Source organism: Faecalitalea cylindroides ATCC 27803, assembly GCF_000469305.1.
In the GTDB taxonomy this organism is placed as follows: domain Bacteria; phylum Bacillota_I; class Bacilli_A; order Erysipelotrichales; family Erysipelotrichaceae; genus Faecalitalea; species Faecalitalea cylindroides.
On sequence record NZ_KI270975.1, the window covers coordinates 1 to 23,072 of the forward strand.

21 protein-coding genes are annotated in these 23,072 nt (G+C 32.3%); 20 read left to right on the forward strand and 1 reads right to left on the reverse strand.

What is annotated here, in order from left to right:
- The 20 genes from HMPREF0367_RS01930 to HMPREF0367_RS02025 all read left to right on the forward strand — a co-directional run.
- Positions 1-524 (forward strand): DUF4368 domain-containing protein (locus tag HMPREF0367_RS01930; RefSeq protein WP_035400635.1); only part of this gene is annotated, 524 nt, incomplete at its 5' end.
- Between the two features lie 142 nt (positions 525-666).
- The gene (locus HMPREF0367_RS01935) at positions 667-1,443 is read left to right on the forward strand and encodes a hypothetical protein (RefSeq protein WP_051335127.1); all 777 of its coding nucleotides are present in this window, start codon (positions 667-669) and stop codon (positions 1,441-1,443) included.
- 14 nt (positions 1,444-1,457) lie between these two features.
- A complete protein-coding gene (locus tag HMPREF0367_RS01940; protein WP_051335128.1) occupies positions 1,458-1,751 on the forward strand; it encodes a hypothetical protein in 294 nt (97 codons plus the stop codon).
- Positions 1,744-2,688, forward strand: coding sequence for a DUF3991 and TOPRIM domain-containing protein (locus HMPREF0367_RS01945; RefSeq protein ID WP_035400637.1), 945 nt, complete (start codon positions 1,744-1,746; stop codon positions 2,686-2,688). Before HMPREF0367_RS01940 ends, HMPREF0367_RS01945 begins: the two co-directional genes overlap by 8 nt.
- 111 nt (positions 2,689-2,799) lie before the next feature.
- Positions 2,800-4,701 (forward strand): AAA family ATPase, encoded by a 1,902-nt coding sequence (locus tag HMPREF0367_RS01950; protein ID WP_035400639.1) that lies wholly within the window; start codon positions 2,800-2,802, stop codon positions 4,699-4,701.
- Positions 4,694-5,806, forward strand: coding sequence for an HNH endonuclease (locus tag HMPREF0367_RS01955; protein ID WP_035400641.1), 1,113 nt, complete (start codon positions 4,694-4,696; stop codon positions 5,804-5,806). Before HMPREF0367_RS01950 ends, HMPREF0367_RS01955 begins: the two co-directional genes overlap by 8 nt.
- 165 nt (positions 5,807-5,971) lie before the next feature.
- Entirely contained in the window at positions 5,972-6,202 is a 231-nt protein-coding gene (locus HMPREF0367_RS01960) for a hypothetical protein (protein WP_035400642.1), read from the forward strand.
- A gap of 81 nt (positions 6,203-6,283) precedes the next feature.
- Entirely contained in the window at positions 6,284-6,742 is a 459-nt protein-coding gene (locus HMPREF0367_RS01965) for a VOC family protein (protein WP_035400643.1), read from the forward strand.
- A 284-nt stretch (positions 6,743-7,026) separates the two neighbouring features.
- Positions 7,027-7,374 (forward strand): plasmid mobilization protein, encoded by a 348-nt coding sequence (locus tag HMPREF0367_RS01970; RefSeq protein WP_035400645.1) that lies wholly within the window; start codon positions 7,027-7,029, stop codon positions 7,372-7,374.
- Positions 7,361-8,740 carry a relaxase/mobilization nuclease domain-containing protein gene (locus tag HMPREF0367_RS01975; protein WP_035400647.1) on the forward strand — a complete coding sequence of 460 codons (1,380 nt, stop codon included), beginning with the start codon at positions 7,361-7,363 and terminating at the stop codon, positions 8,738-8,740. Before HMPREF0367_RS01970 ends, HMPREF0367_RS01975 begins: the two co-directional genes overlap by 14 nt.
- Positions 8,682-9,422 (forward strand): PcfB family protein, encoded by a 741-nt coding sequence (locus HMPREF0367_RS01980; RefSeq protein ID WP_051335129.1) that lies wholly within the window; start codon positions 8,682-8,684, stop codon positions 9,420-9,422. Before HMPREF0367_RS01975 ends, HMPREF0367_RS01980 begins: the two co-directional genes overlap by 59 nt.
- 1 nt (position 9,423) lies before the next feature.
- Positions 9,424-10,290 (forward strand): hypothetical protein, encoded by an 867-nt coding sequence (locus HMPREF0367_RS01985; RefSeq protein WP_035400649.1) that lies wholly within the window; start codon positions 9,424-9,426, stop codon positions 10,288-10,290.
- Positions 10,287-10,475, forward strand: coding sequence for a hypothetical protein (locus tag HMPREF0367_RS01990; RefSeq protein ID WP_035400652.1), 189 nt, complete (start codon positions 10,287-10,289; stop codon positions 10,473-10,475). Before HMPREF0367_RS01985 ends, HMPREF0367_RS01990 begins: the two co-directional genes overlap by 4 nt.
- Positions 10,462-12,243: a VirD4-like conjugal transfer protein, CD1115 family gene (locus HMPREF0367_RS01995; RefSeq protein ID WP_035400653.1), complete on the forward strand. Its 1,782-nt coding sequence runs from the start codon at positions 10,462-10,464 to the stop codon at positions 12,241-12,243. The genes HMPREF0367_RS01990 and HMPREF0367_RS01995 overlap by 14 nt, the downstream gene beginning before the upstream one ends.
- A gap of 2 nt (positions 12,244-12,245) precedes the next feature.
- Entirely contained in the window at positions 12,246-12,554 is a 309-nt protein-coding gene (locus HMPREF0367_RS02000) for a glutamyl-tRNA amidotransferase (RefSeq protein ID WP_051335130.1), read from the forward strand.
- Positions 12,555-12,584: 30 nt separating this feature from the next.
- Positions 12,585-13,415, forward strand: coding sequence for a VirB6/TrbL-like conjugal transfer protein, CD1112 family (locus tag HMPREF0367_RS02005; protein WP_035400656.1), 831 nt, complete (start codon positions 12,585-12,587; stop codon positions 13,413-13,415).
- Positions 13,416-13,437: 22 nt separating this feature from the next.
- Positions 13,438-13,680, forward strand: a complete 243-nt coding sequence (locus HMPREF0367_RS02010; RefSeq protein WP_035400657.1) for a hypothetical protein — start codon at positions 13,438-13,440, stop codon at positions 13,678-13,680.
- On the forward strand, positions 13,664-14,059 hold the full coding sequence (locus HMPREF0367_RS02015; protein ID WP_035400659.1) for a PrgI family protein: 396 nt from the start codon (positions 13,664-13,666) through the stop codon (positions 14,057-14,059). The genes HMPREF0367_RS02010 and HMPREF0367_RS02015 overlap by 17 nt, the downstream gene beginning before the upstream one ends.
- A complete protein-coding gene (locus HMPREF0367_RS02020) occupies positions 14,022-16,379 on the forward strand; it encodes a VirB4-like conjugal transfer ATPase, CD1110 family (RefSeq protein WP_035400661.1) in 2,358 nt (785 codons plus the stop codon). Before HMPREF0367_RS02015 ends, HMPREF0367_RS02020 begins: the two co-directional genes overlap by 38 nt.
- A 15-nt stretch (positions 16,380-16,394) precedes the next feature.
- Entirely contained in the window at positions 16,395-18,047 is a 1,653-nt protein-coding gene (locus HMPREF0367_RS02025) for a lysozyme family protein (protein WP_051335131.1), read from the forward strand.
- Positions 18,048-18,125: 78 nt separating this feature from the next.
- Here the strand turns inward: HMPREF0367_RS02025 and HMPREF0367_RS02030 are convergent, their stop codons facing one another.
- A complete protein-coding gene (locus HMPREF0367_RS02030) occupies positions 18,126-22,799 on the reverse strand; it encodes a hypothetical protein (protein ID WP_211237374.1) in 4,674 nt (1,557 codons plus the stop codon).
- Positions 22,800-23,072: the final 273 nt, after the last annotated feature.

A 23,072-nucleotide genomic window follows, 5' to 3' on the forward strand; every position in this document is an offset into this window, starting at 1 on the left:
ATAAGGTCATGGAGCGTATTACCGAGCGGAATTTTGAGATGATGTCGGGGAAATACCAGAAAGAGCAGCTTGAAATTGAAGCAAGGCTGAAAGAGGTGACGGAAACTCTTAATGAAAGCTACGAGAAATCACGGGGAATCCGTGACTTCCTCGCCCTTATCCGAAATTATCAAGGCTTAAAAGAACTGGATGCAACAGTTATAAACGCACTCATAGACAAGATACTTGTTTCGGAGCGTGAGAAGATGGCAGACGGAACAGTGAAGCAGGAAATCAAGATTTACTATAAATTCATCGGCTTTGTCGATGAATTACATATCATACCTACAAAACGGTGGGCAGCAATGCCCGCTAAAAATTGTACGGTGTGCGGCGTTGAATATGTCCCGGGCTCTGGTGCATCAAGGTATTGTCCTGCTTGTGCCAAGAAGATACGGAGGGAGAAATCAAACGAGAGCAAACGCAGGAGCAGAGAACAGAAAAGGATAGCATGTATGAACTGTCCGCAAAAAATGACCGACTGATCTGGAACAACGTGCCGGAAGAATCATTCGTCAAGGAAACACGAACAAAGATGTCGATATCTATCGCTATGTCACTGAACAAACATTTGATGCGTATCTCTATCAGCTTGTGGAGAACAAGCAAAAATTCATCTCACAGATCATGACAAGCAAATCTCCGGTTCGCTCTGCTGAAGATATTGATGAAGCTTCCTTGAGCTATGCAGAGATCAAAGCACTAGCAAGTGGGAATCCAAAGATCAAAGAAAAGATGGATCTTGATATACAGGTCAATAAATTAAAACTAGCCAAAGCAAACTATCTCAGTGAGAAATATGATCTGGAAGATAAGATCATCAAATACTATCCAAGCAAGATTTTCGCATTAAAAGAACGTATTGCTTCCTATGAAAAAGATATAAAAGAGACACCAGAAGTAACGGAATTTGATGGAATGATGATCAAAGGAAAACGATATGAAGATAAAGAAACCGCAGGTAAAGCATTGCTGATTACCTGTAAATCGATTCAGGATTCCGCGCAGCAAAACATCGGTGAGTATCGAGGATTTAAAATGCTAGCTTCCTATGATTCCTTCTATCAAATGCATGCGATATTTTTGATGAAGAACCTAGCACACAAGGTCGAACTGGGAAGTGATGTTTTTGGAAATATTACTCGATTAGACAATGCGATCAATGGTTTATATAAAAAGCTTGAAATCGAACAAAATCTTTTAAAAAACACACTGAATCAATTTGAAAATGCAAAAGAAGAAGTCAAACGTCCTTTTGATAAAGAAGACGAACTTCAAGAAAAAAGCAATCGACTTTCGGAATTAAACAAGGAACTGGATATAGGAAATAAAGATGAAAAAGAAGCAATGAGCTTTGACGAAGTCCAATTTGAAACAGAAAAAGATAAAAGTAAAGAACGATGAAGGAGGCGAAAACATTGAAAAGAATCAAATTTTATATAACTCCAGAACAGACCACCATTCTAAAAAAGATAGATTCTTTGACCTATCTTAAAGATTTTGAACCCAACAGCATCATCAAAGAAGGAAGGATTTATAAATCAACAATTCATGATGGATTGATCATAAATAAGAAAGGATGGAAGTGGAAAAGCAAGAACCTTTCCGGAAAGTGCGCCGTGGATTATCTCGTATACGTCGAGCATTTTTCATTCATGGATGCCCTTCATTTATTGTTTGATTGTTATTTAAGTGGTGGTGAATATGCCTAAAAGATATATTTCAAAGAAAGATCTAGCTAAAGTAAAAGAGCTAGATCTTCTTACTTATTTTAAAAATTATGCACCTGAAGAGCTCGTTCGAAAAGGAAGAAATGACTATGTAACGCGTACTCATGGTTCCCTTCATATGTCAAATGGTCTTTGGTGTTGGTGGGCACAAAGCAAAGGAGGACGAACTGCCCTTAGTTATTTTATTGATGTTGAAGGAATGAAATTTCTAGATGCAGCGCTCTACCTAAGAGACCTCATACAAACAAAAGAGCCAATTCCAGTAAAACAACAAGACAAAAGCATCTATCGTTTTCGACTTCCACAGGCTTATGAAAATAATAATATTATTGAAAAATATCTAACCACCGAAAGAAAGATTGATAAAGAAATCGTCAAAGAATGTATCCAATCTTATCTCATATACGAGTCAAATAAGGATCATTCTGTCGTATTTATTGGTCGTGATGAAAATCATTTTCCTAAATTTGCTTGTCTTAGAGAAACGGATTCACCTATCAAAAAAGATGTTCCAGGAAGTGATAAAAGATACAGTTTTCAAATCAAAAACAACAATTCACGAACCTTACATGTATTTGAATCCGCCATCGATCTTCTTTCCTATCTCACTTTAGAAAAAAGAAAAGACAGTATATTTCAAAGAGATAATTATCTTTCTATTGATGGTGCAACATTAATTGGAAAATCAATTACTAATTCTACCCTTCCAGTTGCTTTGGATCATTTTCTAAATAACAATGATATTCGTACGGTAAAACTTCATTTAGATAATGACAGAGCTGGTAAAGATACAACCAAAATCATTTATCATCATCTCCATGAACAATATGAAATACAGGATTGTAGTCCAAAAAACAGTAAAGACATCAACAAATTACTTATCAAAAAAATACGCAGTTCAAAACAAATTAGCATTTAAAAACCTGTTTGTAACTTGATATAATATTTTAAAAGTGGTTTATTTAATCATGAATATTCCTAGTACTATTAAGCTAGGGGGATTAATATCTGTTTTTTGGAGGACTTACAAATGAGAGTGGAATTATTATATTTATATGTAGGCGAAAATAACACTCCGATTAAAAACATTGATATATGTTTTAGTCATAACTATGCAATAAAATATAAAGATAAAACACTATACATTGATAAAGCGAAAGAATATAAAAACAAAGATTTTTATGGAAAATATGTTAAAAAATGTTCGCTTATTGTTGGTAAAAATGGATCTGGGAAAACGACATTATTAAATTTTTTAGGTTTAATGTCTAAAAATCTAAATAAGTATTATAATCTGAAAGATAAAGAAAAAAGAAAAAACATTAAAGCATCCGAAATTAAATTTAACTATAATGATTTGGGGTGTTGGTTTGCCCTCTACACAATTAATGAAGAATTTTATATAGAAGGATATAATTTCCAAAGATTATTTGGCCAAAAAAATCTTAACAATTTACGTATTTCATTAAATTTCAGTTTATTTATAAACTATGATTTTGAAAAAAAGATCTTATCTCCGACTAATTTTGCTCAAAGAAGTATAATACCTCTTGTAGATTTTTATTACTATAAACGACTGCCTAATTCAAACAATACAGAATTTGAATTTCATGAAAATTACGCTATTTCTAATATCGACAATGAAAGAGACACTACTTTGAGATTGTTTAGAAAAGAAATAACAAATGCAAATATTAGTAATATTTATAATTTGTTTAAAAACTATTCTAAATTATTATTTGAAAAAGATTTTGGAAAAAAAGCAAAAATCATCATTGAAAATAAAAAACATGATCTTTTTTCCACAGAGATATTCGATAAAAACCTCAATATATTATTTAATGAAGAAACAAAAAAGAAACTTAATTATTATAATAATGATAAATATTGTAAATCAAAAGACAAATTTATTACTAGCTTGTATTATGGACTAGCTTTGGGTTTATGGGAGGCTTATGGTGAAAAAATTAGTATAAAAAATATCCAATCTAAAAATTTTATTAGTAGATATGATCCGAATATAAATATAGAACGAAAAATTGCTTTATATTATCAAGAAGAAATACAGAACAAGATTGATAAAAATTTTCATGATTATGTAAAAGATATAGATGAATTCACCAAGTATTTAAATGATGTTGATGAAACATATTTTATTCATGGAGAAAAGATTGAAATTTCTCTAACACAACATAATATATCAATTCAAAAAGTTTTAGATTATTTTTATAGTAGGCCAGAAGAAAACGCATTAAGTCAGATTCTCAATATTAAATATAAAAACTTAAGCAATGGAGAACATGAATATATAGAAGTATTCGGTTCTTTAATTAAAATGTTATCAGATATTAAATCGGATAATGATTGTAAAGATAGAGTACTAATTTTTGATGAACCTGATAGGACATTCCACCCTGAATGGACTTCAAAATATATATCAAATCTAATCAAAATTTTGAACAATTTTGGAGAAAAAAAAGATATTTATTTTCAAGTCATTATATCAACTCATTCCCCTTTTATGGTATCTGATGTTTTAAAAGAAGACATTTATAAAATTGAAATAAAAAATGAATCAAGAAAAATAGTGAATTCAGAATACGGTTTTGCAAGCAATTATTATGATATTATGAAAGATACTTTCTTTTTAACTAGTTCAGTAGGTCATTTTGCACAAGGTAAGATTCAGTCTATCATTATACAAATTGAAGAAGCCAAAGCAATTTCCGACCTTATAGAAAGCAAAAAAAATATCGAAGTTGTTGGTGATGAATATTTAAGAAAAATTTTAATTCATAAATATCATCATAAATTAGAATTGCTTAATGAACACGAAAAAAACATGCAAACCAAAGAACAAATCGAAGAACAAATCCTTATAAAAGAGAAAGAATTGAGAGATTTAAAGGAGTTATTAGAAAAAAATGAATAAACTAGACAAAAATTTATATGACAATATTAAGGAAGATTATTCTAAATTACTAATTCCTTGTATTATAAATAATTATAATTCATTTAAGAAAAAAAATAGCACCCTTTATATGAATAACAGTTTTGATTTAAAAGAAATATTCGAATCTAACGGTAAAATTGATAATGAGAAAATTAAAAATCTGTTAATTTCCCATTTTACCGATATGGATAGTAATGTCATTAATTATATAAAAACTACTCTTTTCATATATTTTATAAAACCTACAAATGGATATAAGCTAAAAGATTTAAAAGAATATTTCAATATTCAAGATAAACAAGATATTATCGAAAACTATTTCAAAGAATTTATGAATCCAATAATTGCATCTTATCGGAAACCACATAAAAAATATGAAACAATGAAAGATTTAAAAGAATTAGCCTCGAATATTGACAATGATTTACGTAAACTAAATGCAGATATCAATTTAATCATAAACTATAATCTTATATATAACAACAACATGAGGGATCAAATTATGCTCACTGCAAATATTGATATATGTCCATATTGTGGAAGACAATTTATTACTCGATTTAATGATAGAAGTACTGCAGATTTGGATCATTTTTATCCAAAAAAATATTTTCCGCTTCTCTCTCTATCTTTATATAATTTCATTCCTAGCTGTCAGATATGTAATAGTCGATTCAAAAATCAACATATAAAAAGAATTCTATATCCTTTTAACAACGGTTATGAGGATAACGCTAAATTCGGAATAAAATTTAATTCACCTATTACTGATATCTATCCTTCTGTTAAGATTCAAATAAAAAATGTTTCTAAGGATAAGCATTTTGAAACAGAAGAAGATCTCAAATTATTTCATATTGAAGAAGTATATCAGAGTCATAACGAATTTATTTCTAATTTAATAGCTAGAAAACGTATATATGATAATGCTAATTTTAGAGATAGTATAACAAAATTAGTGGCTTATAAAATGGAAGACGAGGAAATAAATGATTTGCTATTCGGATATTCATTTAATTTAGAATATGATCAGAAGAAACCATTAGCAAAATTGGTTAAAGATATATTTAATACTTCTAAATAGAAGTTTGTAGAAAATAAAATAAATTCAAACTAAATTTAAAAAGAGTAACTAAAACAGTTGCTCTTTTTTTCATTGACACAATATCGAAAGGAGCTACCTTTTATGAATATATACACTGTAACCATCTCTCTTTTTAGAGATAAATTTGAAAGGAAGTGACAAAAAATGGATTCAAGAATAAGAAAATCAATCAATAAATTAGAAATTCAGAAACAGATAAAAATGAAAAAGAAAGAAAAAATTGCACAAGAGTTATCGGAAATCGACGCAAATCTTAAGCAGCTTTACGCATTCCAAAAAGAACAGGATAAGCTTCAATCAGCGATTGATCAATTCTATAAGCCTATAAAAGAAGAAAAGGCAAATGACCACTCCGAGAGTATCCACAGTATCTAACGAACAGATAAAATATAATGCTACACAAAATCGTAGTATAATATAAAAAATATTAAATTGTAAGAAGTGGAGGTAAGAAAAATGAAATTAAAAAATCCTATGTTGGTGGTAACAGACATTGACAAATCAGTTGAGTTTTATAAAAAAGTCTTTGGACTTCATGTGATTATGGATTTTGGAGCAAACAAAACTTTAACAGGAGGTTTGGCTTTGCAGACAGTAGAAACATATAAAGACTTTATCCAGAAAAGCAATATTTCTTTTGGCGGCAATAACTTTGAAATATACTTTGAAGAAGATAATTTTGATGAATTTGCTGATAGACTAAAACAATGTGATGTTGAATATGTCCACCCAATTATGGAACATTCGTGGGGACAGCGTGTAGTACGCTTCTATGATCCAGATAAGCATATTATTGAAGTAGGAGAAAATATGAAGATAGTATGCAAACGTTTCTTAGATAGTGGAATGACACCAGAAGAGGTTGCAAAACGTATGAATGTACCAATAAAATTTATTAAAACATGTATGAGATAAATTCTAATTTGTAAAACGCATTAACAACAATTAAATAAGTTTTACTTATAAAGAAACAAAAAAAAGCAGGAAAACCATAAATGGACTTCCTGCTTTTCTTATGCATAAAGTACAAGAATTTCCTTTTACCTATTTCAACAATTCTATAATCGTATAAAGAATTAAAGGAAGATGAACACTCTTAGAGTGTCTACGATGTCTAGCAAGCACTGAATTTGTCCGGACAAATTCGCTTGTTAGGGAAAATCCCTAAGACCCTGCACATTTAAAGGAGGTGTAACTCTATGAGAAATCGAAAACGAACGCATCGTGTTGAAGTTGCGATGAACGATCATGAATATAAGAAGTTCTTAGAATCAGTTGAGCGATGCGGGATGACTAAACAAGCTTACTTGCTTTTTCTGATCAACAACCGCATTCCCCAACCTAGACCTAAGAAAGATTTTTATGACATGATCAAACAACTTAGAATCATTGGCAATAATATCAACCAAATCTGTGTCGTTGCTCATCGTACAGGAAGTATTGATGAAGTAAAGTTCAAACAGTGTCAAGATGAACTGAATCAAAAAATACTTGAGATTCGTTCTGCTGTCCTTCTCCCTATAAAGGTCGAAGATGGCAACAACTAAGATATGGGATGTCAACTCTCGTCTTGAGCGTTTGATCGATTATGCGTCCAATCCAGAAAAGACAGAAAACAAATCTGATATGGATTACCACTACAATGGATTGGGACAAACTATTTCCTATACGACCAATGATCTAAAGACGGAAAAACAACTTTATGTGAGTGGAATCAACTGCTCTTATGCAACAGCTCTTGAGGATATGATGCTTACAAAAAAAGCTTTTAATAAAATGGATGGTATACTCGCCTTTCATGCGATCCAATCTTTTGATCCTGGAGAAGTAGATGCAGAGTTGGCTCATCAAATTGGAATCGAACTCGCTAATCATATGTGGGGCGATCGCTTCGAGGTACTTGTTGCTACACATTTAGATAAGGCACATTACCACAATCATTTTGTTATCAATTCTGTTTCCTTCAAAGATGGAAAACGTTACTACGATAACCGACATAATTACTATCGTCTTCGTGAAGTATCCGATCAACTATGTAAAAAATATTATTTATCCGTTATTGAAAACCCACAAGACAAATCTCTTCATTATTCAGAATGGAAATGTCTCAAAGAAAAAAAGCTGTCAGAAAGAGAATTAGTTAGACGAGATGTTGAAGAAGCGATTGCTAGAGCAAGAAGCAAAAAAGAGTTTTTTAAGATTCTTGAAGAAATGGGATATACATTACGATTCGGAAAGAAATATATATCCCTTAAACATAAAGATAGCAAGCGTGCTTTTAGACTTCAAAACCTTACAAAAGATGGATCTTATGAAATGGAAAATATCCTGATAAGAATCTATCAAAAGAAACCTGCTCATTTTGAAGAACCAAGACACATTAACAAGATCATCCTAAAAGGAAATCTCAAGAACACGAAGAAGATCACAGGATTTCGAGCATTATATTTTCGCTATTTATATCTTCTAGGTGTATTACCAAAACATTCGACCAGACAAAGAATCCATCCATTGATCAAGCGTGATCTATTAAAGCTCGATCAGATTACAGAGGAAGTAACCTTCATGGGTAAGAAACACATCAACACCTATGAAGATTTTTTTATGCAAGAAAAACAAACACAATCCTCAAAACTGGATATGGAAAAACAACGACGCTGTTTATACAACAAAGTCAAACGATGTCATGACATTGAAACAAAAGATAACTTGCAACAACAAATTGATTCTCTTACTAATAAAATCAAATCGTTACGAAAGGAGGTGGTGCTCTATGAGAGGATAAAGAAACGTTCCAAGATCATGGAAGATAAGATGAAACAAATCAAAGAATCAGAAAAGGAGGAAAACCAAAATGACAACAGGTGGAGAAACAGCCGATCAAATGACAAGGATGACCCTACAAGGTATTGAAGTCGCGGCTGAGATTGCAATGAAGGCAGGTGGAGGTATTTCCCGTTCTCTTGCAGCAACTCTTTATGCCATCATCACCGACAAGAAAAAAGTCAAAGGAAAAACTCGACTTGATTCAATGTTGAAGTCAGGAAAAGAGTTGAAAGTATTTGCCATCAGACATAGCGATCTTAAAAAATTCTGCGAAGAAGCAAAACGATATGGTGTTCTTTATTCCGTTCTAAAAGAAAAGAACAACACCGATGGTATATGTGACATCATGGTTCGTGCCGAAGATGCTTCAAAGATCAGTCGTATCGTTGATAAATTTGAACTAGCAACCATCGATGCCAAAGCAATACGAGAATCTATCATGAATGAACGTCAAGATCCATTGATGGATATTCCCCTTCTTAATGAAAAAGATCATGATGAGTTAGTTAAAACACTGATGGCTTCTACAAAAGAACCAGAAACAAAAAAGAAGGAACAAGAAATAAACCCCACCCTCGCTCGGACAGAAAAGAACAAAGAAAATCAGTCCGAGCGTTTCTCAAAGAGAATAAAAGATAAGGAAGATATTCGACCTTCTGTTCGTGAAAAGCTAAAAAAATATAAAAAGAAAAACGAACAAAGATATCATTCAAAACAACCAACAAGATCAAAACAAAAGAGTTCAGCAAAGAAAGGTAAGGTAAGATAAGATGAACGAAGAAAATAGAATGTCAAAAGCAGATTTTGCGAAAATGATGCAAGAAAGAAGAAAAGCACTATTTGATATGGCGAATGATCAAGTGGAGAAAGCTGTTGAAAGTTCACAGCAGTACAAGATCTATCTAGATTTACAATCACGCCTAGGATATACACCAACAAATACACTATTGGTCATGAAACAAAATCCAAAAGCAACTTTATTAAAGGACATCGTGCATTGGCGTGAAGAACAAAAATATATCAAGAAAGGTGAAAAAGGAATTCAGATCCTTGAACCGGGCAATGAATATGTGACTAAAAATGGAAATCGAAAAATCAGCTACAATCCAAAATATGTTTTCGATATTTCACAGATCAGTGGACTGAATAATCCTCCAACACCAGCAACTTATGAAACATCTGAACTTGTAAGTGCTCTTCTTTATCGTGCTGATGTTCAACCAGAAGTTGTTACAGATGACTCGAAGTTACCAAGCAAGGTATATTTTGATCCGGAATCAAACAAGATCTACGTCAAAGCAGGACAAACACAAGCGGAATTACTGCATGGATTAATTCGTGAATATTGTGTAGTGGAATTTAGCAACAAAGATAGAGATAGACAACAAACCATGTTCTTATCCGAAAGCTGTGCTTATATGATCTTCAACAAATTTGGATTAGAGAATCGCAATACGCTATTCTTGAATGATTGTAATGAGCACTTCTTTTCAAAAGAACCAAAAGAGATAAAAAGAGAGTTTGAACAAATGAGAAAAGTTTTCTCAAAGATTTCTAACCGAGTAGAGCAAGGCTTATATGCACAGCAAGAACAAACAAAACAAAAGAATAAAGAAGTTGGTGATCACGCACGATGAGCAAAGAACCCATTTATTCCATCAAGGTTTACGACATGGAACGTCGTATCATCATCAAGTCATTGACATTATTAAAAGATAGACAAATTCAAGAGAACAAGAAGTATGACTTTATTGATGATCTTATCCTCAAAGCTTGCGATGCTTCACCAGTAAAATGCAAGCGAGGATATGAGGAACGATAATAAAGATATTTTGATCATACTCGGAATCTTTACGATTCCTGTTGTATGGCTTGCCCTACTTATTGCCCCATATATAAATAATGGTTTGATTGAAGCTTTGCCATATCTCACAGAAGCTATCAATCATCCTTTTCATATCACGCTGTGCAAAAACACATTAAAAACGATCTTTATCTTCTTGCTTATCTACGGTATGGGCATCGGAATCTATTTTTCCACACTTCGTAATTATCGAAGACAGGAAGAATATGGTTCTGCCAAGTGGGGATCTGCTTTTAAGGTCAACAAAAAATATGCCGATAAAACGTATTCAAAAAATAAGATCCTGTCACAAAATGTGCGTATTGGATTAGATGGAAAAAAGCACCGTAGAAATCTAAATACTCTCGTTATTGGTGGAAGTGGTGCTGGTAAGACAAGGTTTTATGCAAAACCAAACATCCTACAATGCAATACAAGTTTTGTTTGTCTTGATCCAAAAGGAGAGCTCTTACGGGATACTGGAAATCTTCTTGAAAAGGAAGGTTATGTGATCCGTGTTATCGATCTGATCGATATGAGCAAATCACATGGATATAATCCATTCGCCTATATTCAGGATGATAAAGATGTATTAAAGCTGATTACTAATCTTATTCGCAATACGACTCCAAAAGGTGCCCAATCGAATGACCCATTTTGGGAAAAGAGTGAAACAGCATTATTAGAAGCACTCTGTCTTTATCTCATCAATGAAGCTCCGAAAGAAGAGCAAAACTTTTCAATGGTCATGGAAATGATCGTAGCTGCTGAGCCAAAAGAAGATGATGAGGACTATATTAGTCCATTGGATCAACTGTTTATTGAACTGGAAAAAGACAAACCAGAGAGTTTAGCATTAAAACAATATAAGATCTATAAACAAGCTGCAGGTAAGACCGCAAAATCAATCTTGATTTCTGTAGGTGTACGACTTGCAGCTTTTAATCTAGAATCGATTGCTTCTCTTACTCATTATGATGAACTCGAACTTGAAAAAATGGGTGAAAGAAAAACAGCTCTATTTGCTGTTATTCCGGATAATGATTCTACATTCAACTTCTTGATTGGAATGTTATATACACAGTTATTCCAAATGCTCTACTACAGTGCAGATATCATTCATCATGGAGAATTGCCTATTCCTGTTCATTTTATGATGGACGAATTTGCCAATGTTGCCTTACCTGATGAATTTGACAAGCTTCTTGCGACCATGCGTTCTAGACGAATTTTCGTTTCTATCATCATACAGAATTTAGCTCAGATCAAAGCACTCTATAAAGATGCTTGGGAATCGATCGTTGGTAACTGTGATGAACTTTATTACCTTGGTGGAAATGAACAATCGACACACAAATTCATGAGCGAATATCTAGGAAAAGAAACCTTAGATACGAACACCTATGGTAAATCGAGTGGTAGAAATGGAAACTATTCTACAAATTATCAACAGGCAGGGCGAGAACTACTCACTGCGGATGAGGTTCGTCTATTAGACAATGACTATGCCCTTCTCTTTATTCGAGGGGAACTGCCTATCTTGGACAAGAAATATAACATTTTAAAACATCCTAATGTGGCCTACACGAAAGATGGCAATGGACAAGCTTATCAACATGGTAAGATTCATGGTCTTATTGATAATTGGCAAGATATCATTATCAGCGACAATGATTATGAATTGCTCAGTGATGAAGATATGGAAGAATACTTTAATCAATTAGAAAAGAAAAAGGAGAAAAAATAAACATGAAAATTAATAAGAAAATAAAAACAAAATTAGCAATCTATATTGCCTTGGTATTAACGTTCAATTTTGGATTTACACCTGTATTTGCTGCGGGTGATCCTATTTCAGTCGTCAACAATCTAAGCGACTTTATCTTCAGCTTGATCCGTGCTATCGGTATGATCTTGCTTGGTTTTGGTGTCGTACAGATTGGTCTTTCATTAAAGAGCCATGATCCTAGCCAACGTGCTAATGGATTCTTGACCCTAGCAGGTGGTGTCATCATTACTTTTGCAAAAGAAATTTTGAATCTTATCGTAGGTGGATAATAGCTTTTACTAATAAAGGAGGTGTGATCTATGGATGGCATATTAGACAACCTACAAAATGCTTTACAGACATGGAATGAGAAGCTTGCTGAAATATGGCAACTTCTCACCCAGTCTCCACAGGAATTCAAAGGTGGTGGAATCTGGGATATCATCGTGAAGATCCACGAAGCTCTGATTGCCATTGGCTTAGCTTTGCTTGTATTATTTTTTGTATTTGGACTCGTCAAGACATGTACGAGTTATCAGGATATCAAAAGACCCGAACAAGCTTTTAAGATCTTTCTAAGGTTTATCATTGCACGTGCTCTTGTTGTCTATGGAATGGATTTCATGTTAGCGATATTTGATATCGTTCATGGCATTACTTCTACGATTATGGAAACAGTTGGTATTGGTACTGCTTCAGAAACCGTCCTTCCGGATGTGATTGTATCCGCAATCGAGGATGTAGGTTTTCTTGAAAGCATTCCTTTATGGGCTGTTACGCTACTAGGCAGTATCTTCATTACCATTTTATCATTCATAATGATTCTTACAGTCTATGGTCGATTCTTCAAACTCTATTTATATACAGCGATTTCACCTATCCCTCTATCAGCAGCTGCCAGCGAATCCACACAAAATGTTTGTTACGCATTCTTAAAATCCTATGCTGGCGTATGTATGGAAGGAGCAATCATAGTACTATCCTGTATCATCTTTTCACAATTTGCAGGAAGCCCACCTGTCATTGATCCAGATGCAAGTGCTGTCAGCATGGTTTGGAGCTACATTGGAGAAATCATCTTCAATATGCTGATCTTAGTAGGAACTGTAAAGATGAGTGATCGTGTCGTCAAGGACATGATGGGATTGTAAGTATTAACGAAAGGAGAACAAAATGAATAATGATCAACAAGTCAGTATTTTTCTAAGTAATGGGTCTATTTTAATCGCTAATGAAAGAAAATTTATCCCAATACATCAAACCATTTTATATGAATTCCAAGACGGTAAAAGTAAATTTCTTTGTACTAATCTTACCAATGGTCAAAAAGCATTAATTCCAAAACAAAACATACTTTACATTTCTACAAGTCCTATCTCAGATAAGAAGGAGGATAATAATGCAACTAAAGATTAATAAAGAAATACGAGATTTTAAAGAGAGCATATTCTTTGGATTATCCATGCGTCAGTTTATATTTTCAGCTTTTGCTTGTGGAATTGCAATTTTTCTGTATTTTACTTTCATTGATAAACTAGGCATGGAATTAACTAGTTGGGTATGTATGATTGGTGCTTTACCATTTGCTGCTATCGGATTTATCACCATCCAAGGAATGACATTTGAACGGTTTTTGATTGACCTGTTTCGATCTATCCTGCTTTATTTTAACCCTCTTGAATATGTACCTTATAACTATTTTTATGAACTAACAAAGAAAAGAATAGAAATAATAAGAAAGGAGTCCATGAAATACAATGATAAAAAGTCAATTAAAGATGCAAAGGCAAAATAAAGAAAAAATCAAGATTTCAAGATCCATTCAAGATACGATTCCTGTTGATACCGTCTATTCTGACGGTATTTTTCGTATGAAGAATCGTTTTAGTAAGACCTATCGTTTTTTAGATATCAATTTCTCTATTGCCAGTGATGATAGCAAGGAATTTATCCTCAAGATGTATAAAGAATTGTTGAATTCCTTTGATTCCAGTGTCATGGTAAAGATTACAATCAACAATCGAAAGATCGATTTTGCAAAATTTAAAGAAGATATCCTTTTAAAGAAAAAAGAGGATCCTCGCTTCGATGCATTTATTGAAGAATATAATCAAATGTTGATCAAGAACATGGAAAACTGTTCAAATATCATTCAGGAAAAATATATCACCATCACTTGTTTCAAAAAGGATATCGAAGAAGCACGTTCCTACTTTGGGCGTTTATATAACGAAATGAGTTCTCATTTTAAGCGTCTTGGTTCACAGCTTATTGAACTTTCGCTAAACGAAAGATTAAAGATATTTCACGATTTCTATCGTCCTGGCGAAGAAGATTTCTTTAATTTTGATATAAAATCTTCTGCAAGGCATGGTCATTCCTTTAAAGATGATATCTGCCCTAAACATTTAAAATTTAACAATGGCTATTTCAATATCAACGAAAAATATGGTCGTGCACTATACTTCTCCAAGCTCCCTCAATACCTTGATGTCGAATTTCTTCTAAACCTATGCTCTCTTAATAAAAACATGATGTTCAGCATTGACTTCTATACGATTCCTACCGATGAAGCTATGTTGGAGGCAAACAACAAGATGTTAGGTGTGGATACAAATATCGCTACATTTTCTCAAAAGCAAATTGCCAACAATAACTTTGCGGCAAATCCACCATATGAACTTGTCACAAGAAAAAAAGAAATAGAAGAAATGATGAATGATCTCACTTCCAGAGATGAAAGAATGATGCTTGCCAATATGACAGTAGTACATCTTGCCGATACTAAGAAGGAACTTGATGCAGATACAGCTATTTTAAAAGATTCAGCTCGTGCGATTCTTGTTGATCTAAGCACAATCTTCTTACCAAGCAGACAGCTAGATGCTCTTGTTACGACCATTCCGTTTGGTGTCAATCGATTACAGTATATGGTTCGTACAATGCTAACAGAAGCCTTAGCAACCCTTACTCCTTTCCGTGCCCAAGAAATCATGGATAAAGGTGGTATCTATTATGGTCAAAATACAATAACAAATAACATGATCATCTGTAATAAGGAAAAATTGAAAAATCCAAACACTCTTGTTCTGGGAGTCCCTGGTTCAGGAAAATCGTTTCTGGTCAAACATGAAATCGAAGCCACAATGGCATCCAGTGACGATGATATCATTATCTGCGATCCTGAAGGAGAGTATGATGTCATCATGGATCACTTTGGTGGAGAGGTCATTGAAATCTATGCAGGTGGTAAAGATCATATCAATGCCATGGATATCACGCTAGGTTACGGAGATTCAGGAGATTCCTATAAGGATAAAGCACAGTTTATCTTATCTTTGATTGAAAGTGTCAACAGAGGTACTGTTTCCCTAGAAGAACGAAGTATCCTTGATCGTTGCATCAGCATTGTTTACCAAAAATACGAAGAAACTGGAGTCATGCCTACCCTTGTTGATCTTAGAGAAGAGCTATTGAATCAACCTGAATCGCAAGCGAGAACATTAGCTTTAAAGATGGAGCTTTTTACTTTAGGTTCTATGAACTTATTTGCTCATCATACAAATGTGAACACTAAAAATCGAATCATTTCATTTAACATCCAGAAATTAGATAAAAATCTAAAAACAATGGGACTTCTCGTTATCACAGACCAAATCATTAACCGAGTAAATGAGAACTGGAAAAATGGAAAGAGAACACATGTTTATATCGATGAATTCCATGTTGTATATTCAAATCCAGAAAGTGCAACATTCTTCAATTCAGCTTGGAGACAATTCAGAAAAAGAAATGCGTATCCAACTGCAATTACACAAAATGTTGAGTATCTATTACAAGATGAAGAGTCACGATCTATCTTTGCCAATACACAGTTTTTTATCATGTTAAATCAAGCTGCAAATGATGCTGAAGAACTATGTAAACTATTAGAAATTTCTCCAGAACAAATGCAATACTTTAAAGATGTCGAAAGTGGTAGAGGTCTGATAAAATTTGGATCAACGCTCGTTCCATTTAGAATGCTTATTGATCTAGAATCTATGTTATATATTATCAATTCTACAAAACCTTCTGATCTAGAGGAACAACGAAAAAGAGGTCTTATCAAATAGACCTCTTACTTTTTTATGTCTAGTAACCTCAAGATCAAAAACATAGATTCTCATTTAAAACAGAAAAACACAGATGAAAAACTACACTGTAATATCAAAAATATTGGTCTAAAGAACAAAATAGACTCTATAAAACAATCATCAGGTAATGAAGTAGATAACAGCAATCAAAAGCAAGAAAACTACGCGATCAATAAGATCGTTTCTATGGAAAAATCCACTGCATATCGTTCAACATCTAAACTTAAACAACAGTTCAAAGAATCAAAAGCTAAATCAAAGATCAAAAAGAAGATGGAACAAACAACATCACTTAAGAAAAAATATGTTCTATCTTCAAATGAAAAAACTTTATCAAATAGTATAAATAAAGACAATGTTGTTTCTGTTCAGCAAAAGCCAATCAAGCAAAGCATCATCAAAAGAGAAACACAAGTTAATCAGCAAAAGCAACTGCATTCCATTAGAAGTAGGATTATCTCTCATAAAAATGAACCAATTAAATTTCCATCAGAAAAATTATCTAGAAATCGACTCCTATTAAAAAAGAAACTGAATAATCAAACACTACATTCTACCAAAACGATTCGCTCGAAAATAACTTCCGGTCTTAAAGCAAGCTTTCAATTTATCAAGAAATCCGTTTTATCTATCAATAGACTTTTATCTTTAGGTACTGCATTGATCTTATTACTGGTCATTACATTATTTATAGGTGTATTTGCGGCGTTATCAGATAATTCAACTGTTGGTAGCATCTATGAACCATTAAGTCCAGAAGTCATCGCCTATCAAGAAACAATCGAGAAATATGCCAAGCAATATGATATGGAAGATTATGTTCCTATTATTTCTGCAGTAATGATGCAAGAGAGTGGAGGAAAAGGTACAGATCCTATGCAAGCTTCTGAATGTCCATATAATACAAAATATCCACAAAAACCAAATGGAATAGAAGAACCTGAATACTCCATTGAAGTAGGTATTCACTATTTATCTGATTGTTTCAAACAAGCAGGAGTCAAAGATATTTTTGATAATGATCATATATCATTGGCTCTACAAGGTTACAATTATGGAAATGGATATATTCAATGGGCGATCACTAACTTTGGTGGGTATTCCAAAGCAAACGCAAAAGTATTCTCTGATCAAAAAAAAGCTGAACTAGGTTGGGATACCTATGGTGATCCCAATTATGTAGAACATGTCATGCGATATGTAGGGCTTGGTTTTGGAAATTATCGTGAACAACCTAACTTCAATAATACTGAGGCTTGGGGAAGCAATAATCCTTATAGTCGAGTTGGATTGTATGGTCAATGTACATGGTTTGCCTGGGGAAGATTTTATGAAATTCATGGTTATAGTCCTGGATTTACTGGTAACGGTTGGGATTGTGCAAAACAACTGGTACGTTCTCATCCGGATAAATTCAAGTTATCCAAAACTCCTGCAGTAGGAGCCATATTTTCCTGTATTGGACTTAATCATGTAGGTATCGTTATCGGATGGGATGGTACAAATATAACGATTCAAGAGGGAAACTTAGATGGCAAGACCAACTCTTTTGCAGAAGCAAAAAAAGACTGGCATACAGTAACCTATACGCTCAGTCAATTTATCTCTATCTGTCATGGTGTTGAATTCGCAATACCAGCAAATTAGTCTGATTATGGGCAAGAGAAAATCAAATATTCTTTCGAATATAATACTTTTTTTGTCATCTAATCGAGAGGATATATCTTATACACACATCATTTGATTAGCAAACATTCTAGCTACTCCAACATTACACTCATACATTTTATCCCAAATATCCAGACATTTATACGCTATACTCTTATCTTTCTCCAAACTTGATACAGATGTAATATCATATAAACCAATTATTAATTTTGATATTTCGACTTCTTGTCCCCATAATTGCTTTGGATTTTTTTGATTTTCACCAAAAATTGAGACTCCAGATTCAATAATCAAATCAGAATAGTCTTTTAAATTTCCCTGCTTTCTGATAAAATCAGAAAAATACATTAAAACATTTTTATTTAATTTAGAATATAGAATTTTTTTAATTAAATCGGAGTCGTCTTTAGCATCAAGAATTTCATTTCTAAACAACCTAGCCCAAAGAAAATCATTATCCAAGTCATTTTCAATTTCAATTATTTTCATTAAAATTCTTTTAGCCTTAATTTTATATTTGTTCAATCCAAAATATATAATTATCATTTCTAGTATAGCTTGCCGTAAGAGTTTTTCAGCGTGTATATATCTCTCTAAAATGTCATCAAATTCATCATAGATCATATATAATTCTGATATTGAATGTCCAGACACTCGAAGCAATCTCTTATCTTTTGTTTTCATTGCTTTATTAATAGCTTCAATAATTATTTTTTTATAATCAGAATAGCAACGACAAAAGATCCAGCGACTACGGGGGGATCCAATCAACTTATAATTTTTTTCAAATAATTGCATTATTCTTTCAACTGCCCACTTTTTTTCAATATTATAAGCTGGATACAGTGCTTGTAGTACAGCATAGTTAATAATAGGATTTACATCTATTGTTAACTCAGCGATGCAACTCTTAAACCTAAGAAAATAGTCTGGATTCTGCCTTAACAACTCAGCTATTGCACTAATTGCGTGTCCTCTCGTACAATTCAATGCATTACCTTCAATCATTTCTACTGTTTCAGCTTTTTTATCCTCTCTACTAGTAATGACATCATTATCTAAATCTGGAATTATATGTTGTAATGCGATATCCTTTATACAGTCAAGCATATAATCAGACCATTTATCCCCTGACTTTTTTTCAACAATTTCACATATATATGTAGCACGACTTGGTCTATGCTCATATCCAAATTTTCTGGTAAGATTTTCAATTTTATCACTAGATATCTCCCCAATTTTATTACTAAAAGTTATTCCAAAAAACAAAGCATCAATAAAACAGTCTATAATATCATTTTCTTCATCTAAAAATAAATCAGTAATTTCAATTGGATCCTCTGCAGCGAATGTTCTAAAGCTACTAACAAATTCTTCTAATGAACTTTCAATGCATAATCCTTTATCTAACTTCCAGATTGTTTTTCTCATATCTTTAATTTTCGGATTTTTTATTATTTCCATCCAATTTTTCGCTGTTAGTTTTTTCATTGAGACGGGTGAAACAACACTGCCAATACTAGCGTTATTTGAATAATCGTAAATACTTTCCTTTCCATCAAATTTACGATTTAATACTACAAGCAACTGGTTAACTTGTGTAGTTCGTCTCTTCTTGCTTATGGATGAGAGAATTTCATATTGAAAATTACCCCAGAAATCCCAATATACTCTTGGATTGCCATTTATTTTCTGTTCATGATTTTGTTTTATTCTTCTTCTTAATAAATCTTTTGCTTTAGGTGAAATATAATGAATTACATTATCCACAAAGTTTCTAAGAACATTTTCACTGCATGTTTCAGAAAACTTCTTAACTATTCTTTTCGCATAAAACAACTTATGACCATTGCCGCTTGATTCCTCAAAGCAATTTTTATATAAATCTGTCTGAAAATAATCCAAAATATAGTCTGCATACTCATCACCAAAGTACTGGAAAGCATCAAGAATTATCTCATTATAAAGAGAATTCCCTCTACCAAAACAAAAGTCATAATAATTTAAGAATTTTTCAGGTTCTATTTCTACAAATTTTCTATTAGCTGCTTTTATTATCGAAATGCATGTTCTTTCCAAATTCCTTTGCCCATAATATCGACCGGACCATGAACTATATTGGTAATCATAATTATTTTTTGGCAAATAAGGAATTAGTATATCTAATATGGCCATATAGTTATGGACAAAAAATTCGGTATCACCCAAAAACAATTCATCCTCATATTTATATATGGTTCCTTCATTTTTCTTGGTTTTAATATCAAGCATCAAAGCAAGAATTTTGATTGTACGTATTTCACAATGCAACAGCATATTCTTCAAATCGACATAATCTCTAAACAATTCAGGATGCTTCTCATAAAATTTCAATCTTAATTCAAAGAAGTTTTCAGACCCTTCATTAATGTCTCTGTAAAAACAAGTAATCCAATTTTTATCCCCATCATCTTTCAAAGCATATTTTTCTATAAACGCAACTACTTCATCGTTATAACCAGGAGCTAAAGATGCACATAAATCTATAACCATATCATGGTCCCCATTGTTCATCCATTCATCCAAAATACCATTTTCAATCAAACGTGTAACATAAACTTTATGCCCTCTTATTACGGTGTTAATCACAGGTTTTCTCCATTCTTCTCTTTCTAAGAGAGACAAAACGATTTCTTGTGTGAGGGAATTTGGTGAATCGATTTGAGATAGTACTTCAAAAAAAACATATTTAAAGCTATATCGTATATCTATTTGATTTATCAATTCTTTTCCAATTCCTAAAAAGTCTTCTTCTGAAATTTCTGCCATCTGTTGTAAAAATATCTGGACTTGATATCGTCTTCCTGGTGTCTGCCTATATATATCTCCAATTATATCTTTTAACTTTTTATCTTCATAATATTTCTGAATCATTTGTTCAGCAAGAAAACAATCTAATATTGATTGATGAGAAAATGATACAGAATCATTACATTCAATAAGAAACCCATCTGAAATAAGAAATGTTTTATAATCGAATGGCATTTTTAAATGTATAATTGGCACAGTAATACGACCTTTATTGTCACAGAATGAAACCATGTTTTCTTTAATTCTTTCAATTTCACTAGTTTCAAGATTATTTGATGCAGCCTTTCTAACAATTTGATTCCACCATTCTTTTACTAATTGATATGTTGCTTCGATTTTTTCATTATTTTGTGTTCCATCTAACTTTTCCCATATATAAAGATTACTAGCAACACTTAACAATTTACGAATGTTTTTAGAAAGATTATCATAAATCGAACCAACCACCTGTCTTATTTCCATCTCATTTAAAAGATTAACAGGTACTTTTTTCCATTTATTTTCATCGTCTCCTTCAAACAAACTTTTGATTCCAGAATCATTTTCCAGATCGTAGCTACGGCATACGAATACCAAAGATATCTTATGTTCTCGGTCATAATTTATCGCTTTTAACTCACGAATCAATTGCATACAAACTGTTAATGCTATCCCTGAGTGTGCTTGAGTCCATCTCAATGCATCTAACTGATCTAGGATAAGTACTGCATTTTTATTCATTGCTACAGAATCAATACAATTAGAAATAGTTGCAGGAAATCCCATAGAATTACTCCATGATTCTGTATTATTAACTGGAATTCGTTTATCAAGTTTAATTGCCAAATATGGTATACTCTCTTGTTCACAAAAATTTATTATATTTGCAGTACAACCACTTTTCCCTGCGCCTGCTTGTCCATGGATAATCACAGATTTTCCCTGTTTTATATACTCCCAACAAATTTTTGATTCGTTTCTGTATATCATTCCATTTGAAAATAAATTAAATGACTTTTTATATTCTTGGTTTAATTCTCTAATCTTTGGTAAAATACGTTCGTCTTTTGCTAAATTTCTGAATCTTATTTTGTTTGATTTAAGATATGCTTCTAACAAATAAACAGTTATTTCTTTCCCGTATATGTCTTGTGTCTGAATATAACTTAGCAATAGTGAATAGACTATTTCAGAATCTCCATAAAATAACCGTTCTATTCTACTTAAGCATAGTGTTTTCAATTCAGAGTCTGGGAATTGACGATAATAAATTCTTTTAAAGTAAGAAAAAATCTCTCTAATCCCTTCGTCTTTATTAGGATCAACACCAACTGCTCCACATACTTTTTCGAACAAGTCTTTAGTCTTTTTTCCTGCGTTAGCTATTTGAATCCTATAAAAATCATTGGGATTTCCATTATTGTTTCTTGCTCGATTTGTAATGTCTTCTAATAATGTAAAATTCAAAGGTGAAACTAAAGAAACAAAAACATTTTTTTCTCTATCTAATTGCTGTTTCCATATGCTCCATAATCCTTTTTCATGAACAGAAGCAAATGTCCAATGCTCTTCACTCCGATCTCTACCTTTACATTGCTGACCTTCTTTATTTCCATTTTTATCAACAACCCATAAATCAACACCTGTTTCATCTTTTCCCAATGCTTCTAATATTATGCAAAATATTTTTTCTTCAAGTATATCTAGTAACTTATATACCACCCAATTATTTTCAAATCTATTACCATATTTATCAGCACGACCTCCTATTTCATATGCCATATTTTCACTCCTACCTATTTTTTGAATAACAAAAGCATTATTTGATTTATCGTTTTCACTAACAACATTTTTCCAAAATATGAGTATTTCTATAATAAGAAAAACAGTAGTATCCATCATTCCTCAAACTTTCAGTTCTTCGAGCATGTTTGCACTCATGATGTTTGAGAGATAAAGTGTTTGTTCTTTTCTATAGAAATGATTTGACAATATTTTAAATTTAAAAAGAATATTGTAAAATAATATTTTTTTCATTTCCATTGTAATACATAATTTGAAGAAGTTCTTAATAATTTATATATAAATATAATGTTCAAGATATTAATCTATGCTTTATCTCAATGATAAAAGTATTTTTCTTCATTCTTTTATTATGGATAATTTGAAGTTATC

Excerpts from the sequence above, each read along its gene's own strand:
- HMPREF0367_RS01985 (WP_035400649.1), top strand. The coding sequence starts at position 9,424 with ATGAACGAAGAAAATAGAATGTCAAAAGCAGATTTTGCGAAAATGATG.
- HMPREF0367_RS01955 (WP_035400641.1), top strand. The coding sequence starts at position 4,694 with ATGAATAAACTAGACAAAAATTTATATGACAATATTAAGGAAGATTAT.
- HMPREF0367_RS01980 (WP_051335129.1), top strand. The coding sequence starts at position 8,682 with ATGACAACAGGTGGAGAAACAGCCGATCAAATGACAAGGATGACCCTA.
- HMPREF0367_RS01995 (WP_035400653.1), top strand. The coding sequence starts at position 10,462 with ATGAGGAACGATAATAAAGATATTTTGATCATACTCGGAATCTTTACG.
- HMPREF0367_RS01960 (WP_035400642.1), top strand. The coding sequence starts at position 5,972 with ATGGATTCAAGAATAAGAAAATCAATCAATAAATTAGAAATTCAGAAA.
- HMPREF0367_RS02015 (WP_035400659.1), top strand. The coding sequence starts at position 13,664 with ATGCAACTAAAGATTAATAAAGAAATACGAGATTTTAAAGAGAGCATA.
- HMPREF0367_RS01945 (WP_035400637.1), top strand. The coding sequence starts at position 1,744 with ATGCCTAAAAGATATATTTCAAAGAAAGATCTAGCTAAAGTAAAAGAG.
- HMPREF0367_RS01975 (WP_035400647.1), top strand. The coding sequence starts at position 7,361 with ATGGCAACAACTAAGATATGGGATGTCAACTCTCGTCTTGAGCGTTTG.
- HMPREF0367_RS02025 (WP_051335131.1), top strand. The coding sequence starts at position 16,395 with ATGTCTAGTAACCTCAAGATCAAAAACATAGATTCTCATTTAAAACAG.
- HMPREF0367_RS02005 (WP_035400656.1), top strand. The coding sequence starts at position 12,585 with ATGGATGGCATATTAGACAACCTACAAAATGCTTTACAGACATGGAAT.
- HMPREF0367_RS02000 (WP_051335130.1), top strand. The coding sequence starts at position 12,246 with ATGAAAATTAATAAGAAAATAAAAACAAAATTAGCAATCTATATTGCC.
- HMPREF0367_RS02010 (WP_035400657.1), top strand. The coding sequence starts at position 13,438 with ATGAATAATGATCAACAAGTCAGTATTTTTCTAAGTAATGGGTCTATT.
- HMPREF0367_RS01970 (WP_035400645.1), top strand. The coding sequence starts at position 7,027 with ATGAGAAATCGAAAACGAACGCATCGTGTTGAAGTTGCGATGAACGAT.
- HMPREF0367_RS01965 (WP_035400643.1), top strand. The coding sequence starts at position 6,284 with ATGAAATTAAAAAATCCTATGTTGGTGGTAACAGACATTGACAAATCA.
- HMPREF0367_RS02020 (WP_035400661.1), top strand. The coding sequence starts at position 14,022 with ATGATAAAAAGTCAATTAAAGATGCAAAGGCAAAATAAAGAAAAAATC.
- HMPREF0367_RS01950 (WP_035400639.1), top strand. The coding sequence starts at position 2,800 with ATGAGAGTGGAATTATTATATTTATATGTAGGCGAAAATAACACTCCG.
- HMPREF0367_RS01935 (WP_051335127.1), top strand. The coding sequence starts at position 667 with ATGACAAGCAAATCTCCGGTTCGCTCTGCTGAAGATATTGATGAAGCT.
- HMPREF0367_RS01990 (WP_035400652.1), top strand. The coding sequence starts at position 10,287 with ATGAGCAAAGAACCCATTTATTCCATCAAGGTTTACGACATGGAACGT.
- HMPREF0367_RS02030 (WP_211237374.1), bottom strand. The coding sequence starts at position 22,799 with ATGATGGATACTACTGTTTTTCTTATTATAGAAATACTCATATTTTGG.